Origin of the sequence: Mucilaginibacter xinganensis (assembly GCF_002257585.1) — a bacterium.
Lineage (GTDB): Bacteria > Bacteroidota > Bacteroidia > Sphingobacteriales > Sphingobacteriaceae > Mucilaginibacter > Mucilaginibacter xinganensis.
In genome coordinates this window covers 2,735,676-2,759,627 of sequence record NZ_CP022743.1, presented here as the reverse complement: position 1 = coordinate 2,759,627, position 23,952 = coordinate 2,735,676, and the positions used below count along the sequence as shown (strand labels likewise).

Here is a 23,952-nt window from a genome sequence, read left to right as displayed (position 1 = left end):
CCATTTGCGGTTGTAAAAAATCTGCTTTTAAAAGAAAAAGCCACCCTGTTTTGTGCAGGATGGCTTGATGTTATTTCTTTTCTTCGGCTACGGCAACCGGGGCGGTTGTAGTTTTCTTGAAGTTATGTGGCCTGGTTTTACCGTATGACCCCATTGCAATTTTTCCTTTTCGTGTTTTTTTATCGCCTTTTCCCATGATAGTATTGTTGATTATAGTTAGTTAATTTATGAAGCTTATTTTCAGCTCTTCGCAATGTATAACTTTATAACGGATAAAGTTGTTTTATTTAATTCAATGCGCCTGAAACTATGAATGCCGCGTTGTTTTGACTTAACCTATAATCGCTACCCCTCAACTAATCTCTAACCTCCAGCCACTAAACACTAATTTAAGCCGTTACCACGTGCTCTTTAGCCGCCAGGTACCTTTCAGCATCAATAGCAGCCATACAACCGCTTCCAGCTGCTGTTACCGCCTGGCGGTAGATATGATCCTGTGCATCGCCGCAGCAAAATACACCTTCAATATTGGTAGTTGTTGAACCCGGTGTGGTTTTAATGTAACCGGTTTCGTCCATGTGAATCCACCCTTTAAAAATTTCGGTATTAGGATGATGGCCTATAGCCACAAAAAAGCCCGATACCTTTAAGGTAGTTTCCTCGTTGGTAACATTATTAATCACTGTAACGCCGGTAACACTCTGTCCGTCGCCAACTATCTCTTTTGTTTCGGTATTGTAAAGGATCTCGATGTTAGGCGTATTTAAAACGCGGTGCATCATTGCCTTTGATGCCCTGAACTCATCCCTGCGGACAATCATAGTTACCTTGCGGCATAATTTAGCCAAATAAGTTGCTTCTTCGGCAGCGGTATCGCCTGCGCCAACAATCGCCACATCTTCGCCTTTAAAAAAGAAACCATCACAGGTAGCACATGCCGAAACACCGAAGCCGCTGTATTTTTGTTCAGACTCAAGCCCAAGCCATTTCGCAGATGCACCGGTTGAAATAATAACGGTATCGGCAGTAATGGTTTTATGCTCATCAACCACAACTTTATGCGGCAATACTGAAAAATCAACCGAGCTTACGTATCCGAAACGAATGTCAGTCCCCAGACGTTCAGCCTGTTTGCGGAAGTTCTCCATCATTTCGGGGCCCATAATCCCCTCAGGGTAACCGGGGTAATTCTCAACATCGGTAGTTTGGGTAAGCTGCCCGCCGGCAAGCAACCCGGTGTACATTACCGGTTTTAAGTCGGCACGTGAAGCATAAATAGCAGCAGTGTAACCTGCAGGACCTGAACCTATGATCAGGCATTTTACGTGTTCAATATCTTGAGACATTTTTGTTTTTAAAATTGATTTTCAAAGTTAAGAAAAATTGCAGCTTTAATAGTCAGGCTGCGGTAAAACATAGCTGCCGGTTTTTGGCTAATTTAAAATTCTTTCGATAGCAGAATTATATTATCATCCGGACTGTTGGTATGAAACGATACATGAGGTTTTTTATCAGCATCAAAGTAAACTTTTAAAAAAATAACAGCTGTTGCCTCTACAGCTTGTCTATCCCTGGTTGCAGCATCCCACGCAGGCGCATTCATTAATATTTCGCCAATAGCAACATCCAGTTCTATGTTACAACCTGATCGAAGGGTTTCGGGCCGGGTAAGTTTTCCATCTTTGTTTAAACGAATTAAATAAATGGGCGAACAGTCTCTAAAATAAGTTAATTTTCTACCTCTTAAAGCACCTGCGAGGTAAGCGGGCAAATCATAATCGGGCATACCATTTCTTACAGATAATGTTTTCGAGTTTAATCTTGACTTTATACCCTGCCTGTCTCCCTTATAATACCTAATAGTCCCTATCAAGGCTCCCTTAGGCGAATAATAATTCCAATCTCCATCCCTTAAGTTACCCTTTAAAAACCCTTCCTCTAAAATCTGCTTCCCATCGTCTGAATAGTATCGGGCAGGCCCCGACAACTCGTCGTCGCGGTAAAAACAAACTTCATCAAGCTTGCCATAACCGTTGTAAACCAGCCACTTGCCTGTTCGTTTTCCATTTACAAAATAGCCTGTTTTACTCACGTAATTACCGGCATCAAAAGTAGTTGTATCGTACTTACGCTTTTCAAAGTCATATTTAACATGTTTAAACCCGTTTGAGTACCGATAATAGGTGAACTTACCATGAGGGATAGTCATCGCTTTGTCGGCATAATATCCCGAAGTCATGATTATATGATCCATACTGAATTGCTGCATAAACCACAATGAATCATTTGCGGTTGGTTCATACATGATGTAGGTGTTCGCACTATCGGCGTTGGTGGTCTTGGATCCATCCGGTTTGAGATAGATAACATGTGCCGATTGTGAAAATGAAGGAAAAACAACCGACAAGCAAAGCGTAGCAAATATTAATAACTTCAATTGAGATAATTTGGCGCGCTAATATAGCTATTTTCCAACATTCGCCTTAAACACCCTGATAAAATTACCGCCTAATATTTTGTTCACATCCTTTTCGGTATAACCCAGCTTCAGCAATTCTTCTGTGATTTTTGGGTAATCGCTAACACTGTCCATACCCAGCGGATACGATTCTGCGCCGTCAAAGTCTGAGCCTATGCCAACATGGTCAACACCAATCAGTTTAGCTATGTAATCAATATGCTTAATGAGCAAACTAAGGGGCGGGCGGATCTTGTCCGACTCGCTTTTATAAATAGCGTTCAGCCTGATATTGGCCAGGTCGCCGTCATGGTAAACTTTGGTAAGCGAATCCAGCTCTGCTTTGTGCCGGTGTAAAAAGGCGGATACTTTGGGGGTGTAGGTACTATCCACAAAGCCACTGTAAAAATTCACAAAAACCACTCCCCCGTTTTTCGCCAGCGCTTTCAGCTGCGCGTCCTTCATATTGCGGCGATTAGGATTCAAACTATAAGCGCAGCTGTGCGAGGCGATCACAGGCTTGCTGCTGGTTGCCATTACATCATAAAACGTACGCTCCCCAACATGCGAAACATCAACCATTACTCCCAGCTCGTTCAGGTGTTTAACTATCTTTTTGCCGTATTCGCTTAAGCCGGGGTGCTTTAAAGAGTCTTTCTTGGTAACCTCGTCACGGGCTGATGTTGCCCATGCTGTGCTGTTGTTCCAGGTAAGGGTTAAATAGTTCATTCCCCGTTTGGCAAGGCTATCTATGTAGTCCAGCCTGTCCTCAATCATGTGACCGCCCTCCACGCCTATCATTGCAGCCATTTTTTGTTGTTTTACTGCTGTAACAAGTTCCTTTGCGTTGTGGACCAGTATTATTTTACCCGGGTTGCGCGCAATTAAGGCATATAACGAATCTATCTCGCGGTTAGCTAAGGCAAAGGCGGTACCTTTACCATACTCCTCACCACACCAAATGGAGAAGATCTGCCCGTCCAAACCGCCCTGCTTTGCCCGTACCAAATCAAAATTACCGGTGCTTTGCAGCTGGCCAACATCCTGTTTGGTGATCAGGATATTTGAAAGAATATCGTTATGCGTATCAATTAAAATGGCTTTTTGATGGATTTGAAGCGGTGTTTGGGCGTAGGCGCCGGTTATACCGATTAACGCAAAAAGCAGGAGCAGTTTTTTCATGAGGAAAGATAGGAAATTATTCTTCTTTGATAAAATTGACAGTGAGGAGCTATGATAAAGACGGATATTGATTTATAAAGAAATACATAATTACTCCTAAAATTAACAGCGTTCCAACAGCTATCAGCACAGCGCCAAACAATTTAGTTTGGGTATTATCTATCAGGAAATGTTTATAATCAGTTATATCATAAATTACTGTCACTTTTTCACCAACACTGTAAACTGAAGGATTACTGCCAATATTATATTTTTCTGTTATCCATTCTTTATCAGCGGTTACAAACCTAATTACAGGATAATACGTGGTAGATTGCGTATCCGGTCCCGTCCCCAAGCTTGTTTCTATATCAAATACAATACCTTCAACCTTAACACCCGATTTAATTAGCTTCCCGCGTTCGTTAATCTTTCCAAAGCCAAACACCGTTAGAAAAGCCCCGCCTGCAAGCATTATTAATTCATCATAATTAACATTCATACCATGGATAGTTTATTGAAAAATTCATCTCTGTTTTAATCTTCAAATTTTCAAATCAACTCATCTTCAAATTCATCTGCACAGCACCTACGTCTGTATTATTCCCACATTAAACGCCCTTTCAATTGGTGCATGGTTAGCGGCTTCAATCCCCATGGAGATCACTTTACGGGTATCCAGCGGATCAATGATCCCATCAACCCAAAGCCTGGCAGCAGCATAATATGGCGTTGTTTGTGCGTTATAGCGGTCGGTTGTCTCTTTTAACAGCTGGTCTTCTTTTTTCTGATCAACTTCTTCACCTTTGGCCTTTAAGCCGGCAGCCTGCATTTGCACCAATACCTTTGCAGCCTGGCTGCCACCCATTACGGCAATTTTAGCAGATGGCCAGGCATAAATAAGCCGCGGATCATAGGCCTTGCCACACATGGCGTAATTTCCTGCGCCGTATGAATTACCGATAACTATGGTAAATTTAGGTACTACCGAGTTAGCCACCGCATTCACCATTTTAGCGCCATCTTTAATTATCCCCCCTTGCTCCGAGCGGCTGCCGACCATAAAACCGGTAACGTCCTGTAAAAACACCAGCGGGATCTTCTTTTGGTTGCAGTTCATAATAAACCGGGTAGCTTTATCGGCTGAATCAGAATAGATGACGCCGCCAAACTGCATTTCGCCTTTTTTCGACTTGACAACCTTACGCTGGTTAGCTACAATACCCACCGCCCAGCCGTCAACCCGGCCAAGCCCGCAAATAATCGATTGCCCGAAACCGGCCTTGTATTCTTCAAATTCGGAGTTATCCAGTAAACGCAGAATGATCTCGTTCATATCATAGGCAGCTTCGCGGCTTATAGGCAAAATACCGTAAATATCTTCCTCTTTCAACCTTGGAGCAGCGGGTTTTATCCGGTCAAAACCTGCTTTCGTAAAATCACCAGTCATGCTCATAATGTTGCGGATAGCATCAAGCGCTGCCTGGTCGTTAGGCTGTTTGTAATCGGTAACCCCCGAAATTTCACATTGCGTTGTTGCGCCGCCCAGCGTTTCATTGTCAACATCTTCGCCAATGGCCGATTTAACCAGGTATGATCCTGCTAAAAAAACCGACCCGGTGCCTTCTACGATCATCGCTTCATCGCTCATTATCGGCAGGTATGCCCCGCCGGCCACACATGAACCCATAATAGCTGAAATCTGGATAATCCCCATACTGCTCATCATGGCATTGTTGCGAAAAATGCGCCCGAAGTGCTCTTTATCAGGAAAGATCTCATCCTGAAGGGGTAAAAACACGCCTGCCGAATCAACAAGGTAAATAATAGGCAGCCGGTTTTCCATGGCAATTTCCTGCGCGCGAAGGTTCTTTTTGGCCGTGATAGGGAACCAGGCACCGGCTTTAACTGTAGCATCATTTGCCACAATTACACATTGACGACCCGAGATATAGCCAATTCCGCACACCACCCCGCCCGACGGGCAGCCGCCATGTTCGGCATACATCTCTTCGCCTGCAAAAGCGCCAATTTCCAGCCATGGCTTGTCCTTATCACGCAGGTAAGCCACCCGCTCGCGCGCCAGCATCTTCCCTTTCTCCTTTTGTTTGGCAGCGGCCTTTTCACCGCCACCCTTGTAAATTTTTTTAAGCCGCGTATTTACTTCATATACCAGCTGCTTATTTATATCCTCATTTTTATTAAAATCCAGATCCATTTGGTGCAGTTATATAATTGGTGACAGGGATTAGTTCGCTATCCGAGGTAAACTTACGAAGTTTAAATGGTACTAATAATTTATCCAAACTGTAAAAACTAAATTTCAGGCACATTTAAGCTTAAGCATATACTAAGTTGTATAATCTTTTAAATAGCCTCCCAAACAAAATAATACCTGTATAATTTGTAACACTTTCGGTATTAAATTTTGTTTTAAAGGATTTATATTACTTTAGCGCAGTTTTTAAGCAAAAAAATTAATGCAGGATAGTTCAACGATAACAAAACCAACAAAATCCAGGTTTCCACGAAGCGTTCCCTTTATTATAGGGAATGAAGCTGCGGAACGCTTTAGCTTTTACGGCATGCGTTCCATACTAACGCTTTTTTTAGTAAAGCAATTTTTTAACCCTACGGGTGATGCCGCCTTAACAGAACAGGCCAATGCGCATGCCAATAAATTACATCACTTATTTGTAATGGTGGCCTACGCCTTACCCTTTGTAGGCGGCATGATAGCCGACTGGTTTACAGGTAAATATAAGCTTATATTATATGTATCCATGGTTTACTGCGTTGGGCATTTAATGCTGGCTTTGTTTGATGGCGGCCTTAGTGGTTTTGAATTAGGTTTGCTTGTGGTTGCTATTGGTGCCGGTGGTATTAAATCGTGCGTGTCGGCTAACGTTGGCGACCAGTTCGACGCCACCAACCAGGATTTGCTTTCAAAAGTTTACGGCTGGTTTTATTTTAGTATCAATGCCGGCTCTATGATTTCAACCGTTGCCATTCCTGAGGTTTACAAATACTTTGGCCCAAAATGGGCTTTTGGTGTTCCGGGTTTCCTGATGGCGCTGGCTACCATCATATTTTTTTCAGGCCGGAAAAGATATGTAAAAGTTCCCCCGCAGGGCGTTAACCGCAATAACCTTGTGTTTATAACCTGGTATTCACTAACACACCAGGGCCAGCGAAAACCTGGACAATCGTTTCTTGATGTTGCCAAAGACTCCTATAACCCGGAACGCGTTGAAGGCGTGAAAGCTGTTTACCGGGTTATGTCGGTATTCTTTTTTGCGCTGGCATTTTGGGCCGTTTGGGATCAATGCTTATCAGAATGGACATTATATGCTGAGAAAATGAATCGGGTGATCAGCCTGGGCTTTACTTCATTTACTGTAGAACCCGGTCAGTTGTCAACAGTTAATACTGTATTCCTGCTCGCGTTCATTCCGCTGTTTAACTATTTAATATACCCGTGGCTTGATAAGCGCGGGCTAAAAACCACACCATTGCGCAGGATTGGTACCGGCCTGGTTTTAACAGCTTTATCATTTGTAGTTATAGGCGTTATACACAATGACATTATGCACGGCGGCACCCCCTCTATTTGGTGGCAGGTGCTGGCATTTATGATACTCTCGGCGGCAGAGGTATTGGTATCTATCACCGGTTTGGAATATGCCTATACCCATTCGCCGAAATCAATGAAAAGTACCATGACCGGTATTTGGTTCCTCGTGGTATCTTTTGGCAATTTAATTACTGCCCTGGTTAACGGCCTTATTGAAGATGGCGGCTGGTGGGCGCGCAACCTTAAGGGCGCCAACTACGAATGGTTTTTTGTTGCATTTATTTGCGTATTCTTAGTAGCATTTTTGATTGTTTCACCAAGACTTAAAGAACGCAATTATATTACTGATCCGTACTTAGATAACCAGGGGTTAGCAGATATAAACAACCTGTAAATCAATATAATTATAAAAAAGCAGTAAAGTAATTGTTGCTTTACTGCTTTTTTATTTTAAATGAAAGCCAAAATCAAGTAATTTCGCCAATTATTTATCTAATTGTTCCCCGGTGCCTGATAGCATAGTAATTATTCCCACCTATAATGAAAAGGAAAACATCGAACGGATGATCCGTAAGGTATTTTCCCTGCCTCATGATTTTCATATCCTTGTTATTGACGATGGATCGCCCGATGGTACACAAAACATTGTAAAGCAGCTGCAGCTTGAATATAGCGGAAAGCTTTTTATAGAAGAGCGCGCCGGTAAACAAGGCCTGGGAACGGCTTATATCCACGGCTTTAAATGGGCAATAGGGCACCAGTACGATTACATTTTTGAGATGGATGCGGATTTTTCGCACAACCCGGACGATTTGCTAAAATTGCGTGATGCCTGCATAAACGGCGCCGACGCGGTAATAGGCTCACGTTATATCAATGGCGTAAACGTGGTTAACTGGCCTATGAGCCGCGTACTGATGAGTTATTTTGCATCGGTTTATGTACGGTTTATAACCGGCATTAATATACAGGATGCTACGGCAGGCTTTATGTGTTACAAGCGCAAAGTTTTGGAGACCATCGAGTTAAATAAAATAAAATTTGTTGGCTACGCATTCCAGATAGAAATGAAATACACTACCATAAAGCATGGCTTTAAATTGGTGGAGGTTCCTATTATATTTACAGACCGCACTGCCGGCACTTCAAAAATGTCGACCAGCATCTTCAGGGAAGCTTTTTTTGGGGTAATCCAGATGAAGATCAATTCCATATTCAGGAAATATCCTGAGGGTTGATTTAAATGCGAATTGCGAAATTTCAATTGCGGAATGAAAACCATCTTTAATACGTAGTAATTCCGCATTCGGCATTCCGAATTCCGAATTAAAAAATTAATTTCGTCTTCGATGAATGAGAATTTAGATCCCGACCGTGAGCGCCTCTCCTCTACCGAACGCGATATTGAAAAAGTTTTGCGCCCGCAGGTATTTGAGGACTTTACCGGCCAGGATAAATTATTAGCTAATTTAAAAATATTTGTACAGGCTGCCCGCCAGCGCGGCGAAGCGCTTGACCATGTGCTGCTGCATGGCCCCCCCGGCCTGGGTAAAACCACGCTTTCGCACATTATTGCAAATGAAATGGGCGTTGGCATTAAGATCACATCAGGTCCGGTGTTGGATAAACCCGGTGACCTGGCAGGATTACTGACCAACCTGGAAACAGGTGATATTTTATTTATTGACGAGATCCACCGGTTAAGCCCGCTGGTAGAGGAATACCTTTATTCGGCGATGGAGGATTTTAAGATTGATATTATGCTGGAAAGCGGCCCTAATGCCCGCTCGGTGCAAATCTCCTTAAACCCGTTCACGCTGGTAGGCGCAACTACGCGCTCCGGCTTGCTTACCGCACCGCTGCGTGCCAGGTTTGGGATAAATTCACGCCTGGAGTATTACGATGCCAAGTTATTAACTACCATCCTGCTGCGTTCTTCGTCTATCTTAAAAACCCCTATCAGCGACGAAGGGGCTTATGAAATTGCCCGCCGAAGCCGTGGCACACCCCGTATTGCCAATGCGCTGCTACGCCGCACACGTGATTTTGCTCAAATTAAAGGGGATGGCAATATTGATACCGGGATTGCAAAATATGCCCTTAACGCTTTAAATGTTGATGAGCATGGTTTGGATGAAATGGACAATAAAATATTAACCACCATTATTGATAAGTTTAAAGGCGGCCCCGTTGGCCTGAAAACAATAGCTACTGCGGTAGGCGAAGACGAAGGCACTATTGAAGAGGTTTATGAGCCTTTTTTGATACAGGAGGGCTTTTTAATGCGTACTGCACGTGGACGCGAAGCAACAGAACATGCCTATAAACACCTGGGCAAAATAAAAACAGGAGGAAATCCTTCGCTGTTTTAACCAATAGTTACTACATTTGGAATTATAAACCGATTTGCCTGGTGAGAATTTTAGCCTGACGAATAAGTAAACCTTATCTTTTGGGATTCTCTTTTCTTACCGGCGGTAATTATTTGCAGATATAATTTTGCTCTTATTTTGAATATGTGCAATTATACTATTCTTAATGATAAAGAACTATCCGGCTTACTTGGTGAGGGCGATGAGCATGCTTTTACCGAAATTTATAACCGTTACTGGTCAAAGCTTTTTGCTATTGCCACCAATAAATTAAGGGAACTTGACGAGGCCGAAGAAATTGTGCAGGATATATTTATTTCCCTGTGGAAACGGCGGGACGAACTCAGTGTAATCGATACACTAAGCTCTTACCTGGCTGTATCCGTAAAGTACAGGGTAATTAAAACTTTAGATAAAAGAAACAGTCAGCAGAAATACGCTGAATATAGCCAATACACAGCAACTATCACTGATGACTCAACCCAACAATGGCTTGAATTTGAAGAATTAAAAAGCAGGCTTGCCGTTTTTGTGGCTGATTTACCGGAAAAATGCCGCCTTGTGTTCCAGTTAAGCCGCGAAGCCGGCTACTCCCAGAAAAAAATTGCTGCAGAACTGGGGATTTCCGAAAAAACAGTTGAAGCTCATTTGGGTAAAGCAATAAAAACTTTACGCACCCGGCTAAGCCAGTTCCTGCTTTAGCGTTCATCGAAAAAAAAGAAAAAAAATATTTTACGTTACACTAAGGGATTTATTGCGCCTGGCGGACTTACTAGTAAACAACTACCGCTGAATGGAGAACCGTTACCAGGAATTAGCAAAAAAATGGCTTGATAATACCATCACTCCTGCCGAACAGGCAGAGTTTGCTGCATGGTACAATTCAGATCAGGACAGGCCTGTTAACATTCCTTTGGCCTTTGCAGAAAATGAGGAAGCCTTACGCCAGCGGATCTTAAATAAAATAAATCGTGACATTAAAAAAAAGCCTGAACCGGCATTAACACTTGTCCCTGCCTGGCTAAAAGTTGCTGCCAGCATACTGCTGTTGTCAGTCATTTACATGCGCTATTATGCAAATACAAAAAGGCCGGTTAAACCCTTAGCTGCAACAAACCGAAAGCCACAGTTAAAAAACGATGTTAAACCGGGTGGTAATAAAGCTATTTTAACCCTTGCAAATGGCAGCCAAATAAATTTAAACGACGTTAAAAATGGACTTTTGGCCAGCCAGGGTCAAACCTTGCTTAAAAAAGATAAAGACGGTCAACTTAGCTATCATCATACCGGTACTAGCCCTAAAGATTCTGCAACCATTTATAATATGGTGACTACGCCCAAAGGAGGCCAGTTTCAACTTGTACTGAGCGATGGCAGTAAAGTGTGGCTTAACTCCGCATCCTCAATAACTTTCCCAACAGCATTTGCAAAAAATGAGCGACGGGTTACAATAACCGGGGAAGCCTATTTTGAAATCGCTAAAAACAAACACCTTCCCTTTAGGGTTGTATCGGGTAAGCAAACGGTTGAAGTATTGGGAACCCACTTTAACATTAATGCTTACACAGACGAAACCGCTATTAAAACCACCCTTATTGAGGGGAGCGTAAAAATATCGGCATACAATCAAACCGCGCTCCTGGTGCCCGAACAACAATCAAGTATTTTATACAATGCCCCCGGCAGGATCAATATAACCAAAGTTGATACTGAAGATATACTGGCCTGGACAAACGGAAACTTTCAATTTGAAAAAGCAGAAATACCGTTTATAATGCGTGAGTCTGCCCGGTGGTATGATGTGAACGTAAAATATGAAGGAGAACTACCTAAAAGGCATTTTTCCGGTAGCATATCGCGCAATGTGAACTTGTCTGAATTATTGAAGATGTTAAAATATACCGGTATAAACTTTAAAATAGAAGGTAAGACGATAATAGTTACCTCTTAATACCGGACTTAAATAAGCTATTGAAAAACATATTTGCCTGGTTACCTATCCGGCAAAGCCAATACAGTTACCGCGATGGTAATTGATGCACCGTTGTGCAAATCAACCAATTGTTTAACCCTATATAATTAAAAATCAATGAGAAAATCCATACCCGAATCCCCTTAAGTTTTGCGGTAACTTGTTTTTTTTATAATAAAAAATATCGGATAAAAAACCGGGAAGCGTTGGCGCGCTTACCCGGCTATATATCTGGGTTACCTGCTATCCACAATCGCGAAATTGAAATATTAAGTTTTTAACCCAAACACAACAAAACTATGAAATTTAATTTTATGGTGGTGCCAGTTAAACGGCGCTACCTGTTCAAAATTTTATTAGCTATGAAGCTAACCGCTGTTTTAATTTTTACAGCCCTCTTAAATGTAAGTGCCAAAACTTATAGTCAGAATATAAATATCCACCAGAGCAATATCTCTGTTGAAAAGATATTGAAACTGATTAAGAAACAGAGTGGTTACAACTATTTTTACGATGAGGCAGCAATAGCAAAAACCTCAAAAATAAATATTGATGTAAGCAATGTAACTGTTGAGGAAGCATTAAACCTTTGCTTTAAGAATCAGCCGCTCACTTACCGTATTTTCCAACAAACCATTGTAGTAAAAGCAAAGGACGAAACCAAACCGGTTTCGGATGTTGCCCAAAAGGTACAGGGAACGGTATCCGATGCAAAAGGCCCCCTCCCAGGTGTAAACGTTAAGGTAAAGGGTACCACAATAGGTACCGTTACTGACGTCAATGGCAAATATATTTTAAATGATATTGATGGCGGCGCAACGCTGGTTTTTACCTTTGTTGGCTACAGCACGCTGGAAGTACCGGTTCAAAATCGTGAAACAGTTGATGTAAAACTAGCTGAAAGCCAAAACTCGCTGAGCGAAGTGGTGGTTGTAGGTTACGGAACCTCAAAAAGAGTTGACCTTACCGGTTCAGTAGGCAGCGTAAACGAAAAACAATTACAGGAACGCCCTGCTATTAACCTTGAACAGGAACTTGCCGGTAAAATTGCAGGTGTTAACGTATCAACCAATTCAGGCGCGCCGGGCGGTGCAACAAAAATAAGGATCCGTGGTTATAGTTCTATAAATTCAAGTACCGATCCGCTGTATGTTGTTGACGGAGTGGTTTGGACTGAAGGCGGCGCATCTATTAATCCTAATGACGTGTTGTCAATAGACGTGCTGAAAGATGCATCCTCAACCGCAATATATGGTACACGCGGCGCAAACGGTGTAATATTGGTTACCACCAAAAGAGGAACCAATAAAAAGGGCGGCTCGGTAAGTTACGATGCTTACGGAAGTGTTGGTGTTTTAGCCCGCAAGCTAAAAGTGCTTGATGCAAAGCAGTTTTTAGCAGTTGAAGATCAATCATACGCAAATATTAAAAAGTACGATCCGGTTGGCTGGGCCGCCGGTAAATATGCGGATGATAACCCTACGCTGATCCGTACAAATTTAATAGGCAAATTATTCGATTCAAATTTAAACCCTTTGTATAACGTTGACTGGCAGGATGCTACTACCCGGCATGCATTTAGCCAAAACCATAACCTGTCATTTACTGATGGTACGGATAAAATGAATTATGGTTTGTTTTTAAACTATGCTGATGATGAAGGGATTATCATCAACAGCTATCAAAAACGCTACAATGCCCGTTTAACATTTGATAACCAGATAAAATCGTGGTTAAAGGTTGGTGCGACATTAAATTACGGCAATCGTGAAACTCGTACCCAGGATGATGGCACCGGCGGCAACAACATCCCGCGCATGCTTGTTGAAATGCCTTCAATCATCCCGATAAAATACCCTGATGGTACCTACGGAAAAAGAACCGACTATCCTAATATGGAAGGCGGTGACAACCCGGTAGCACAAGCTAATGAAATTGTCTCATTGCATTTTAACAGGGTGTTTAGCGGAAATGGCTATGCAAATATTAACTTTTTTCCAGGTCTTGATTTCCGCACAACTATAGGCGTTACCACCTCCAGCAACACCGAGCCGCATTCGCAATCAGGACTTGTTGGCGGATCAACCATTAACCAAAGCTATAGCTCAGCTTCCATAAACCAATATAATAACACCTTTTGGCAGTGGGAAAATCATTTAACCTACAATAAAAAATTCGGTAAAGACAACTCATTAAATGTAGTGTTGGGTACTGAGCGTCAAAACTTCTCACAATTAAGCTCATACGGATCAACCCAGGGCTTGTCTGATAACTATTACGGTTATTACAACCTGGGTGCGGGTACCATACCCGGCTTACCATCGTCAAATTATACGGCATGGCAAATGCAATCGTTTTTCGGCAGGTTGAATTACGCTTATAAAGATGAATACCTGTTAACTGTTACCGGCCGTGAAGACGGATCATCACGATTTGGTTCAAAAAACAAGTACGGTTTTTTCCCTTCGGCAGCGCTGGCATGGAGAGCTTCACAGGAAGATTTTCTGAAGGATAATAAAATAATATCTGACTTAAAATTTAGGTTAAGCTATGGGCTAACCGGGAACTCTGAAATTGGACAGTACAACTCACTTGCCAACATTAATACCGTCAATTATCCGTTTAACGGGGCACAGTCTATCGGCACCAACTTAACCAGCATCGGCAACGATAACCTGCAATGGGAAAAAACTGCTGAGTATGACTTTGGCGTTTCTTTCGGCTTGTTTAACAACCGGGTTACCCTGGAAGCTGATGCTTATTTAAAGAAGACCAAAGCACTCCTGCTGAATGCTCCGCTACCTGAAACCAGCGGATTTACCAGCGTTTATAAAAACATAGGCAGCATTGAAAACAAAGGTATTGAGCTAACGATTAATACGGTTAACATAAAAACTGAAAACTTCACCTGGAACTCCAGCTTTAATATTTCGTTTTTAAAGAACAAAATATTGAACCTTGGTGACAGTAATGATGATATCTTTCTGGCCCCAACATTTTTGTCGCAATTTAACCTGATGCGGGTGGGTTTACCTGCAGGTACATTTTGGGGTTATAAAGTATTGGGTACCTGGGGAACAGCTGAGGCTACAGAAGCTGCCAAGTACGGACTGCTGCCAGGCGACTTAAAGATCTTTGATAAAAACGGTGACGGAAAAATCACAGCCGATGACAAAACGGTACTGGGCAAATCAATTCCGGATGGTTACGGCACATTTACCAACTCGTTCCGCTATAAAAATTTCGATTTTGCTGTTGAGTTACAATTTAACTACGGCAACCAGGTAATGAACCTGACCCGGCACTCCGGTCAGGACAGAACCGGCCAGGCAAACAGCTACGCTACTGTACTTAATGCATGGACGCCAACCAATCAAAATACAGACATCGCTGAAGACAGGCCTGCTTATGTGCGTTACCAAACCGAAATTTATTCAACCAAGGTTGAAAATGGTTCATTTATCCGCGGTAAAACAGTAACACTTGGCTATAACTTCCCTACTTCAATTGTTCAAAAAATTAAGATGAGCCGTTTACGGATCTATGCCCAGGCCCAAAACCTGTTCCTGATAACCAAATACACCGGTTATGACCCTGAAACATCAACTTATAACGCATCAAGCAACTTTACCCAGGGAATACTGTTTTATGATTATCCAAAACCAAGGACTTTCCTGCTTGGGTTAAATGCCAGTTTTTAATTAAATATTAAAGTAGAACATCATGAAATTTAATATAACAAAATACAGGATCGGGTTAATGCTACTGCTCCTGACATTTACAATAAGCAGCTGCAAAAAATATCTTGATGAAAAAGATAACAGCAACTTTGTAAAAACAAATTATTTTCAAACGGCGTCGCAGGCGCAAACCTTTGTTAACGGCCTTTATAACCAGCTCCATCTTTTTCAAAACGGGGATGCTTATGGCGAGGCCCCTTTTATTACACTGGAACTATTTGCCGGCCACGCAACATCGCTAGGCCAAAGTGTTAATAACAGCAACGTGATCCATCAGCGTACCGATGCAGTTAATCCAGGCTTTGAGGATGTTTGGCAAAACAGTTACAACGCTATTGCCAACGCAAACCTTGCGCTTGAACGCATTCCGGGTGTCGCTATGGACGATGCCGCTAAGAAGAAGTTCTTGGGCGAAGTTTACTTTTTAAGGGCTTTCTTTTACTACCATTTGGTAAGGCTTTACGGCGATGTACCGCTGATAACCAAATCAGTAACTATTGACAGCCCTGATCTTTATCCTACCCGTACCGATTACAAGCAGGTTTATGCGCAAATAATAAGCGATCTGCAAGCGGCCGAAACGTCGGGCTTACCGGCAACAGATCAAACCGGAAGGGTATCACTTGGCGCGGTCAGCACATTGCTGGCGAGCGTTTATCTTACCACGGCCGGTTATCCTATGCAAGCCACTGCAAACTATGCACTTGCCGCTGCCGAAGCTCAAAAGGTACTTACTAACTACTCCCTTTTTGATAACTATGCCTACCTGCATGACAACGCACACAAAAACCAGGGCGAATTAGTTTTCCAGGCACAATATTTAGTCGGCGTATCTACAAATGCAATTACGCAGTTAACTGTTCCCTTTAATTTACCTGTTGGAGCTTATGGCGACCATTTAGGAGCTATGATACCTACCAATGAGTTTTTTGCAAGCTACGAAGCAGGTGACTTGCGCACACAAGAGCGCCAGTTTTATTTCTCAAGCTACCCGCAATATGGCGATGCAAGTAAAACGGTAGTTTTTGGTGAGCATTGTCTTTATAAATTTTTTCATGTAGAGAGCGCTTTGGGCAACGGGATCTGCGACGAAAACTGGACCTTTTTACGCTTGCCGGAAGCAATGCTGATTTACGCTGAAGCCAGCAATGAAGTTAACGGGCCAACAGCTGATGCTTATGCCCAGGTAAATAAAATCAGGGCCCGTGCGCTGTTGCCTGCGCTAAGTGGCCTTTCAAAAGATCAATTTCGCCAGGCGATCTGGAAAGAACGCTACCATGAACTTGCTTACGAAGACAAAGCTTACTTTGACATTCAGCGTACGCACATGATTTACGATGTGATCCATAATAATTTTGGCGATGCGTTAACAACGGCAAATGAACAGGGGGTTACAATGAAAGCGCAATATTTGTTATGGCCAATTCCGCAAAGGGAAATGAACACCAACAAAAAGCTCACCCAGAATACAGGTTGGTAAAATTATAAATATAAAAGACCGGATATCCAACCGGTCTTTTATATTTACAGCTTATTATCTTATTAACTCTTAATGAAAAAACTATTCGTTGCTTTAGCGCTCCTCGCGCCGTTATTTACCCTTGCACAGCCCGTTAAACAAACGTCACTTGTGGATTACATAAACCCGCTAATGGGTACCGACTCCAAGTACGACCTTTCAAACGGGAATACCTACCCTGCCATTGCCTTGCCATGGGGCATGAACTTTTGGACACCGCAAACAGGTAAAATGGGTGACGGTTGGCAATACACCTACGATGCCCATAAAATAAACGGTTTTAAGCAAACCCACCAGCCATCGCCATGGATGAATGACTACGGTCAATTTGCTATTATGCCGGTAACCGGCCACCTAAAAGTGTCGCAAAATGGCCGCGCCAGCTGGTTTTCGCACAAGGCCGAGACCGCCAGGCCTTATTATTACAGCGTTTACCTTGCCGACCATGATATTTTGGCCGAGGTTACGCCTACAGAACGTACGGCACAGTTCCAGTTCACTTATCCAAAAAATGATAGCTCATACGTAGTTATAGATGCGTTTGACAAAGGCTCATACATCAAAGTTATTCCGGGCGAGAACAAGATCATCGGCTACTCAACAAAATACGCACGCGGCCCGCTTAAGAACTTCAAAAATTATTTTGTTATTTATGTGGATAAGCCCATAACAATGGCCCACACTTACAGCGACAGTACGCAAACCGATTCGCTTGAGCTGCATGCCAAACACGTTATGGCAGTTATCGGCTTTAAAACATCGCATGGTGAAAAAGTACACCTAAGGGTATCATCATCTTTCGTAAGTATTGAGCAGGCCGAGATCAGCCTGAAAAGAGAACAAGGCACCGACAGTTTTAACGTTACCGAGCAAAAAGCAAAAGATGTTTGGAACAAAACATTAAACCGCCTAACTGTTGAAGGCGGTACTGTTGATCAAACCCGCACCTTTTACTCATGCCTTTACCGCATGCTTTTCTTCCCCAATAAGCTGTACGAAGTTGATGCCAAAAACCAGGTGATACATTACAGCCCATACACAGGCAAAACCATGCCGGGCTATATGTTTGCAGGTACCGGATTTTGGGATACCTTCAGGGCGCTGTATCCATTCCTTAACCTGGTGTATCCGTCTATAAATAAAGAGATGCAAATGGGCCTTGTAAATGATTATAAGGAAGGCGGCTGGTTGCCTGAGTGGTCAAGCCCTGGTTACTCAAATGTAATGATCGGCAATAACTCAGCCTCCGTAGTAGCTGATGCCTACTTAAAAGGCGGCAAAGGCTATGATATTAATACCTTATATGAAGCTTTGGTACATGGCGCAAATAATGCAGGCCCTGCCGGCACTGGCCGTACAGGTGTTGAATATTACAACAAGCTTGGCTACGTACCCTACGACGTGAAGATAGATGAAAATGCAGCCCGTACGCTTGAATATGCTTATGACGATTTTACCATTTATCAATTGGGTAAAGCATTAAATAAACCTGCTTCAGAAATTGAGATCTTCAAAAAGCGCAGTATGAACTATAAAAACCTGTTTGACCCGTCAACCGGGTTAATGCGCGGAAAAAATAAAGATGGATCGTTCGAAACCCCTTTTAATCCTTTTAAATGGGGTGATGCCTTTACCGAAGGTAACAGCTGGCACTATAGCTGGGGCGTGTTCCACGATATTCAGGGTTTGATAAACCTGATGGGCGGCAAAAAACAATTTGTTGCAAAGCTTGATTCGGTGTTTACCCTGCCTCCTGTTTTTGATGACAGCTATTATGGCGAGGTGATCCACGAGATCCGTGAGATGCAGATTGTTAATATGGGCCAATATGCGCATGGTAACCAGCCTATTCAGCACATGATTTACTTATATAACTACGCCGGCGAGCCCTGGAAAACCCAGTATCATGCCCGCGATGTGATGAACAAACTTTACAAAGCAACACCCGATGGTTATTGCGGTGATGAAGACAACGGGCAAACATCTGCCTGGTACGTATTTTCGGCCATGGGCTTTTACCCGGTTTGCCCCGCAGTTGACCAGTACGTGTTAGGTGCACCGCTGTTTAAAAAGCTCACCCTTAACCTTGAGAACGGTAAAAAAGTAATTATAAACGCACCAAATAACAGTGACAGCAACCTGTATGTAAACACCATGAGTGTTAATGGTAAACCTTACGATTTAACATGGTTAAGCCACACTATGCTGAACAATGGCGCGGTAATAAACTACAATATGTCATCAACGCCCAATAAACTGCGCAGTACAAAAGCTTCTGCAGTTCCTTACTCTTTATCTAACGAAAAATAACCTGTATGAAAACCCCGGTAAAAGGCAGCATTGAGGCAATTGTATTAATTATTTTAATGCTTGTTATTATTCCCGGTGTAAATGCACAAAATATGGTTAAGGTGGGCGTTGCCGGCCTTAACCATGATCATATCTACAATATTTTAAACGACTACAGTAAGGGCCGTGTAAACATTGTGGGGATAGCCGAGCCTAACAAACACTTATGGGAGAAATATGGCAAACAGTTCCATATCCCGGATTCATTGTTTTTTACTGACCTTAAAGCAATGGTTACCAAACGCAAGCCTGCTATTGTTTTAGGCTACAACGCTGTTGGCAACCATGTTGACGTTGTGGAAGTGTGCGCCCCGCTGGGCATCCCTGTAATGGTTGAAAAGCCCCTTGCAGCAACTTTGATACAGGCTAAAAGAATTGAAGCACTTGCGGCAAAGTACCATATTCATGTACTAACCAATTACGAAACTACCTGGTATCCTTCCTTCCAGGGGGTGTATGACATTGTTAACAAAGACAGCATTGGCGCTATCCGCAAAATGGTGGCGCATGACGGGCACCAGGGTCCGCGTGAAATTGGCTGCAGCGAAGAATTTTTGGCATGGCTTACCGACCCGGTATTAAACGGCGCCGGCGCGCTTAACGATTTCGGGTGTTACGGAGCTAATTTAATGACCTGGCTGATGCACGGACAACGGCCAATTGCGGTATCGGCAGTAGCGAAGCATTACAAGCCCAATGTTTACCCAAAAGTTGAAGATGATGCCACCATTACGGTGGAATACCCTGCCGCTACCGGTTTAATTGAAGGCTCGTGGGCATGGCCTTTCAGCATAAAAGATCTGGAGGTATTTGGCGAAAAAGGTTATTTACATGCTTCGGATATGAAAACACTGAATATGCGGTTGCGGGAAAACAAAAAAAGTGTGATAGACTTAAAGCCTTTAACAGAACCGAACAATGACCCGGTTAATTATTTTAATGCCTTTCTTCAAAAAAAGATAAGCGGAGATAACGATCGCACCTCATTAAAATACAATATGATAGTGATGGAGATATTGGATGCCGCTAAAAGATCTATCAAAGAAGGTAAAAGAATTGTTTTATAAAGTACTAAACTATTTTATACCCTTTGCCTCTAAACTGTATGTTCTGCAATTAACTAATAGAAAAAAATATTATTTTTGCCGTTGATATATTATTTTATCCCCGCTATAATCTACAGATGATAAAACAACTTTTTACTGCAGCTGCCCTTTGTTTTTCGGGCCTGGCTGTATCTGCGCAAGGTAATAATGCGGCCATTATGGCCCGCAAACAGGTTCCGATAGTTTGCTACCACCAGATTCGCGACTGGCGACCAAAAGATTCAAAGAATGCCAAGGATTATATTATCCCCGTGCAATCATTTAAGGATCATATGAAAATGCTTGCAGACAGCGGCTATCATACCATATTACCCGATCAGCTGTATGATTACCTGACCAAAGGTGCTGCACTACCAAGCAAACCCATTATGCTTACTTTTGACGATACCGACCTTGACCAGTTTGAAATAGCACGGCCAACATTAAAAAAGTACGGCTTTAAAGGGGTTTATTTTATCATGACCGTTTCATTAGGCCGGCCGCATTACATGACCAAAGAACAGGTTAAGCAATTATCTGATGAAGGCAACGTAATTGCCAGCCATACCTGGGACCACCACAGGGTAGATAAATACAAGCATGATGCTAACCCTAAGAAAGACGACTGGACGGTACAAATTGACAAGCCAACAAAAAAGCTGGAAGAAATTACAGGCAAAAAAATAACCTATTTTGCTTATCCGTTCGGTGTTTGGAAAAAACCTGTTTTGCCTGAACTTAAGAAATACAATTTTAAACTTGCATTCCAATTGGCTGATAAACGTGATGAAAACTATCCGTTACTTACAGTTAGACGCATACTGGACAGCGGATATTGGACCACAAAATCTTTCAGCGCCAATGTTAGGCATAGCTTTTAAGCAAAAAAACTCTATAATCAACATTATTTAAAATCAAAAGTCCCTGTTGCAGTGTAACAATGACTTTTGATTTTATACATTTTGGTTTGGTCATCTTTCTTTTATTGAAATCCATCTAACAGCTTGATCGAGACAAGCCAGCGGAAAATACCTGAACTTTCCGGGGATTATATATTTAAACAAGTCGCTATAGCCCAGTACACTTTTTTGATCCGTTACGAGCGCAACCCTACCCCATTTAAAAAAATACCTAAACCCTATTTTTATGTTGCCGCACCAGGCACCGGAAGCAAAATTTTTTATATCGGTTTCCAACACCAGCACAAAATTCACCTTGCTGTTTTTTATAAGTAAATTATCTATTATTTGAATAAGTGCATCCTCATATTCCGTTTCACTAACCTCGTCAAAGGCATGCAGTCCGGCTACATGTGGAGGAAGATCATAAATTGGCTTAAGCATACGTTGTATATTTGCTAAGTATCAACAATAACTACACCAAAAATAAAAAAAATAACATAATTAGGTTAAAAAACTATCTTTCTGGTTAAAAAACACATATTGACATAGTCTCAAGCAGAATTTTGATTTGTATTATCTTTGCTATTAATGCAGCTAAAAAAGTCATCATACAGCCAGTTTATAAAAAATGAAGCTAAAAATCTGGGTTTCATTTTTTGCGGCATTTCAAAGGCTGAGTTTTTAACAGATGAAGCCCCCAGGCTTGAGGCATGGCTAAAGAAAGGGATGCATGGCGAAATGCAATACATGGAAAACCATTTTGATAAACGACTGGATCCCCGTTTATTGGTTGACGGCGCTAAATCGATAATATCATTAGGCCTTAACTATTATACTGACCAGCAGCAGATAGACTCATTAAGCCCAAAGATTTCAAAATATGCTTACGGAGCTGATTATCATCATGTTATTAAAGAAAAATTAAAGCATTTGCTTGAACTGATAAATAACAATATAGGTGAAACAGGCGGGCGCGCGTTTGTTGACTCCGCCCCAGTTCTTGATAAAGCCTGGGCGAAAAAAGCAGGCCTCGGGTGGATGGGAAAAAACACAAACCTTATCAATAAAAAGACAGGTTCCTTCTTTTTTTTGGCTGAACTGATTGTAGATCTTGAACTGGATTATGATATTGCACCCACTGCTGACCATTGCGGAACATGCACCCGTTGTATTGATGCCTGCCCCACCCAGGCAATTGTGGCACCTTATATTGTTGATGGCAGCCGGTGCATCTCCTACTTAACCATTGAACTTAAGAATGAGATCCCTGCTGAATTTAAGAATAAAATGAACAATTGGATGTTTGGCTGTGACGTGTGCCAGGATGTGTGCCCATGGAACAAATTTTCTGTACTGCATAATGAACCTGCATTTACGCCACATCCTGATTTACTCGGGCTTAATAAAGCAGACTGGGAAGAAATAACGGAAGATGTATTTCAGAAAGTATTTAAAAACTCAGCCGTAAAAAGAACAAAATTTAGCGGGCTAAAGAGAAATATAAATTTCCTGAAAGATTAGCGACGAATTTGCCAATATTAAAATGTCAAAGTCCGGAAATCCTACCTCAGGACTTCCGGACTTTAATAATTACCGGACTAAACGACCTATTCTATGGTCATTACGTTTAACCCTTTTTAAACTTATCGGCAAGCAGTTTCAGCATATCTTCATTTACGGGTTGTGCCGGGCCATCATCCTTCTTTTTAAAGGGCTTATTTTCCGGCTTCGGATGGTTGGCGGTTTTTAAGTGATCAGGCTTGTGGAACTCTCTTTTAACCTCTACGGCTGCAGGTTTAGGCTGCTGAACGCTTTCCTGGGGTCTAGGGGCAGCCTGCTGCTGTTGTTGCTGCCTGGCGTAACGCTCTGCATTCTTTTTAGCGTTCCAGCGGGTATAAATCTCTTCCAGTTTACGTTTGGTGTAGAGCGGGAAATCACCCTGCATCATCCATGAATAATAGCTGGGTTCAATTTTAAGCACGTCTTCAACTGTTTTGCCCTTATGTTTACCAAAATTAAAGGTCTCTTCACCGTTTTCGTTGTAAACCATCCGGCCGGCAAAGTCAACGGGTTTATTAAGGTTGGTAAAATGGTGTAAAGCTTCAACATCGTTTACAACAGGTGTTGAGCGGTTTCCTTTTTTATCTTCCCACTCTATGTTTTCGTATTTTGCTATTTGGGCGAGCAAAACCTCCATAGTAGCACGGGTATCAGCCTCGGCTGAATGGGCGTTTATAATTTGTTTATTGCAGTAAAACTGATATGCAGCTTTCAGTGTGCGCTGCTCCATTTGGTGAAATATATTCTGTACATCCACAAAATGGCGGTTATCCAGGTCAAATAAAACATTGGCCCGTAAAAACTCCTCCATCAGCATTGGAATATCAAACTTATTGGAATTATAACCGGCAAGATCACTGATGTCAATAAAGTCTGCAATCATTGATGCAAGATCCTTAAAAAGCGGCTCATCTTTAATATCCTCGTCATAGATACCATGTATCAGTGACGATTCCAACGGAATAGGCATGCCGGGGTTCACCCGCCAGGTTTTAACCTCTTCGCTGCCATCAGGATGCAATTTGATAACAGATAATTCAACAATACGGTCAACCCCAAGATTAGTTCCGGTTGATTCAATGTCGAAAAATGCCAGTGGCCGTTTTAAGTTTAATTTCATTTTGAAAGATATTATTTAGTCAGCTCAAGTTTTATTTGATTTCGAGCATGTTTGCAAAGGTTGCAAAAGTCTTAAAAAGAATCAGTACTATAAATTTTTTAATTCATTTAATTTTAAAGATAAAAGTTTTAATTTGGAGC

General features: G+C 42.2%; 19 protein-coding genes. 11 read left to right on the top strand and 8 right to left on the bottom strand.

Annotated features, from left to right (window positions below; translation table 11 throughout):
• Nucleotides 1–70 precede the first annotated feature (70 nt).
• The 6 genes from MuYL_RS12105 to MuYL_RS12080 all read right to left on the bottom strand — a co-directional run bounded on the left by MuYL_RS12105 (nt 71) and on the right by MuYL_RS12080 (nt 5,837).
• Nucleotides 71–196, bottom strand: a complete 126-nt coding sequence (locus tag MuYL_RS12105; RefSeq protein WP_094570825.1) for a 30S ribosomal protein THX — start codon at nt 194–196, stop codon at nt 71–73.
• A gap of 193 nt (nt 197–389) precedes the next feature.
• A complete protein-coding gene (gene trxB / locus MuYL_RS12100) occupies nt 390–1,346 on the bottom strand; it encodes a thioredoxin-disulfide reductase (RefSeq protein ID WP_094570824.1) in 957 nt (318 codons plus the stop codon).
• 92 nt (nt 1,347–1,438) lie between these two features.
• The gene (locus MuYL_RS12095) at nt 1,439–2,437 is read right to left on the bottom strand and encodes a toxin-antitoxin system YwqK family antitoxin (protein WP_157740818.1); all 999 of its coding nucleotides are present in this window, start codon (nt 2,435–2,437) and stop codon (nt 1,439–1,441) included.
• A 27-nt stretch (nt 2,438–2,464) separates the two neighbouring features.
• On the bottom strand, nt 2,465–3,640 hold the full coding sequence (locus MuYL_RS12090; protein ID WP_094570822.1) for a dipeptidase: 1,176 nt from the start codon (nt 3,638–3,640) through the stop codon (nt 2,465–2,467).
• A 49-nt stretch (nt 3,641–3,689) separates the two neighbouring features.
• The gene (locus tag MuYL_RS12085; protein ID WP_094570821.1) at nt 3,690–4,121 is read right to left on the bottom strand and encodes a DUF3592 domain-containing protein; all 432 of its coding nucleotides are present in this window, start codon (nt 4,119–4,121) and stop codon (nt 3,690–3,692) included.
• Between the two features lie 87 nt (nt 4,122–4,208).
• The gene (locus MuYL_RS12080; RefSeq protein WP_094570820.1) at nt 4,209–5,837 is read right to left on the bottom strand and encodes an acyl-CoA carboxylase subunit beta; all 1,629 of its coding nucleotides are present in this window, start codon (nt 5,835–5,837) and stop codon (nt 4,209–4,211) included.
• 262 nt (nt 5,838–6,099) lie between these two features.
• On the opposite strand from MuYL_RS12080, the gene MuYL_RS12075 reads away from it, so the two are divergent.
• The 10 genes from MuYL_RS12075 to MuYL_RS12030 all read left to right on the top strand — a co-directional run bounded on the left by MuYL_RS12075 (nt 6,100) and on the right by MuYL_RS12030 (nt 21,111).
• Nucleotides 6,100–7,587: a POT-type proton-dependent oligopeptide transporter gene (locus tag MuYL_RS12075; RefSeq protein ID WP_094570819.1), complete on the top strand. Its 1,488-nt coding sequence runs from the start codon at nt 6,100–6,102 to the stop codon at nt 7,585–7,587.
• A gap of 112 nt (nt 7,588–7,699) precedes the next feature.
• On the top strand, nt 7,700–8,431 hold the full coding sequence (locus MuYL_RS12070; RefSeq protein ID WP_094570818.1) for a polyprenol monophosphomannose synthase: 732 nt from the start codon (nt 7,700–7,702) through the stop codon (nt 8,429–8,431).
• Between the two features lie 111 nt (nt 8,432–8,542).
• Nucleotides 8,543–9,565, top strand: a complete 1,023-nt coding sequence (gene ruvB / locus MuYL_RS12065) for a Holliday junction branch migration DNA helicase RuvB (RefSeq protein ID WP_094570817.1) — start codon at nt 8,543–8,545, stop codon at nt 9,563–9,565.
• 144 nt (nt 9,566–9,709) lie between these two features.
• Complete coding sequence (locus tag MuYL_RS12060; RefSeq protein ID WP_094570816.1) at nt 9,710–10,267, top strand: RNA polymerase sigma-70 factor; 558 nt, start codon at nt 9,710–9,712, stop codon at nt 10,265–10,267.
• A gap of 91 nt (nt 10,268–10,358) precedes the next feature.
• Nucleotides 10,359–11,516, top strand: coding sequence for a FecR family protein (locus MuYL_RS12055; protein WP_094570815.1), 1,158 nt, complete (start codon nt 10,359–10,361; stop codon nt 11,514–11,516).
• 320 nt (nt 11,517–11,836) lie between these two features.
• Complete coding sequence (locus MuYL_RS12050; RefSeq protein ID WP_094570814.1) at nt 11,837–15,238, top strand: TonB-dependent receptor; 3,402 nt, start codon at nt 11,837–11,839, stop codon at nt 15,236–15,238.
• Between the two features lie 22 nt (nt 15,239–15,260).
• The gene (locus tag MuYL_RS12045; protein WP_211710133.1) at nt 15,261–16,757 is read left to right on the top strand and encodes a RagB/SusD family nutrient uptake outer membrane protein; all 1,497 of its coding nucleotides are present in this window, start codon (nt 15,261–15,263) and stop codon (nt 16,755–16,757) included.
• A 72-nt stretch (nt 16,758–16,829) separates the two neighbouring features.
• Nucleotides 16,830–19,106, top strand: a complete 2,277-nt coding sequence (locus MuYL_RS12040; protein WP_094570813.1) for a GH92 family glycosyl hydrolase — start codon at nt 16,830–16,832, stop codon at nt 19,104–19,106.
• Nucleotides 19,107–19,111: 5 nt separating this feature from the next.
• A complete protein-coding gene (locus tag MuYL_RS12035) occupies nt 19,112–20,212 on the top strand; it encodes a Gfo/Idh/MocA family protein (protein ID WP_211710131.1) in 1,101 nt (366 codons plus the stop codon).
• 116 nt (nt 20,213–20,328) lie between these two features.
• Entirely contained in the window at nt 20,329–21,111 is a 783-nt protein-coding gene (locus MuYL_RS12030; protein WP_094570812.1) for a polysaccharide deacetylase family protein, read from the top strand.
• 90 nt (nt 21,112–21,201) lie between these two features.
• Here MuYL_RS12030 and MuYL_RS12025 read toward each other — a convergent pair whose 3' ends face one another.
• Nucleotides 21,202–21,573 (bottom strand): SpoIIAA family protein, encoded by a 372-nt coding sequence (locus tag MuYL_RS12025; protein ID WP_094570811.1) that lies wholly within the window; start codon nt 21,571–21,573, stop codon nt 21,202–21,204.
• Between the two features lie 147 nt (nt 21,574–21,720).
• Between MuYL_RS12025 and queG the strand changes: the two genes are divergently transcribed.
• A complete protein-coding gene (queG, locus tag MuYL_RS12020) occupies nt 21,721–22,653 on the top strand; it encodes a tRNA epoxyqueuosine(34) reductase QueG (RefSeq protein ID WP_094570810.1) in 933 nt (310 codons plus the stop codon).
• 106 nt (nt 22,654–22,759) lie between these two features.
• Here queG and MuYL_RS12015 read toward each other — a convergent pair whose 3' ends face one another.
• Complete coding sequence (locus MuYL_RS12015; RefSeq protein ID WP_094570809.1) at nt 22,760–23,812, bottom strand: 3'-5' exonuclease; 1,053 nt, start codon at nt 23,810–23,812, stop codon at nt 22,760–22,762.
• Nucleotides 23,813–23,952 lie beyond the last annotated feature (140 nt).

Excerpts from the sequence above, each read along its gene's own strand:
- MuYL_RS12060 (WP_094570816.1), top strand. The coding sequence starts at position 9,710 with ATGTGCAATTATACTATTCTTAATGATAAAGAACTATCCGGCTTACTT.
- MuYL_RS12085 (WP_094570821.1), bottom strand. The coding sequence starts at position 4,121 with ATGAATGTTAATTATGATGAATTAATAATGCTTGCAGGCGGGGCTTTT.
- MuYL_RS12105 (WP_094570825.1), bottom strand. The coding sequence starts at position 196 with ATGGGAAAAGGCGATAAAAAAACACGAAAAGGAAAAATTGCAATGGGG.
- ruvB (WP_094570817.1), top strand. The coding sequence starts at position 8,543 with ATGAATGAGAATTTAGATCCCGACCGTGAGCGCCTCTCCTCTACCGAA.
- MuYL_RS12080 (WP_094570820.1), bottom strand. The coding sequence starts at position 5,837 with ATGGATCTGGATTTTAATAAAAATGAGGATATAAATAAGCAGCTGGTA.
- MuYL_RS12030 (WP_094570812.1), top strand. The coding sequence starts at position 20,329 with ATGATAAAACAACTTTTTACTGCAGCTGCCCTTTGTTTTTCGGGCCTG.
- MuYL_RS12025 (WP_094570811.1), bottom strand. The coding sequence starts at position 21,573 with ATGCTTAAGCCAATTTATGATCTTCCTCCACATGTAGCCGGACTGCAT.
- MuYL_RS12075 (WP_094570819.1), top strand. The coding sequence starts at position 6,100 with ATGCAGGATAGTTCAACGATAACAAAACCAACAAAATCCAGGTTTCCA.
- MuYL_RS12015 (WP_094570809.1), bottom strand. The coding sequence starts at position 23,812 with ATGAAATTAAACTTAAAACGGCCACTGGCATTTTTCGACATTGAATCA.
- queG (WP_094570810.1), top strand. The coding sequence starts at position 21,721 with ATGCAGCTAAAAAAGTCATCATACAGCCAGTTTATAAAAAATGAAGCT.
- MuYL_RS12040 (WP_094570813.1), top strand. The coding sequence starts at position 16,830 with ATGAAAAAACTATTCGTTGCTTTAGCGCTCCTCGCGCCGTTATTTACC.
- trxB (WP_094570824.1), bottom strand. The coding sequence starts at position 1,346 with ATGTCTCAAGATATTGAACACGTAAAATGCCTGATCATAGGTTCAGGT.
- MuYL_RS12045 (WP_211710133.1), top strand. The coding sequence starts at position 15,261 with ATGAAATTTAATATAACAAAATACAGGATCGGGTTAATGCTACTGCTC.
- MuYL_RS12055 (WP_094570815.1), top strand. The coding sequence starts at position 10,359 with ATGGAGAACCGTTACCAGGAATTAGCAAAAAAATGGCTTGATAATACC.
- MuYL_RS12090 (WP_094570822.1), bottom strand. The coding sequence starts at position 3,640 with ATGAAAAAACTGCTCCTGCTTTTTGCGTTAATCGGTATAACCGGCGCC.
- MuYL_RS12035 (WP_211710131.1), top strand. The coding sequence starts at position 19,112 with ATGAAAACCCCGGTAAAAGGCAGCATTGAGGCAATTGTATTAATTATT.
- MuYL_RS12050 (WP_094570814.1), top strand. The coding sequence starts at position 11,837 with ATGAAATTTAATTTTATGGTGGTGCCAGTTAAACGGCGCTACCTGTTC.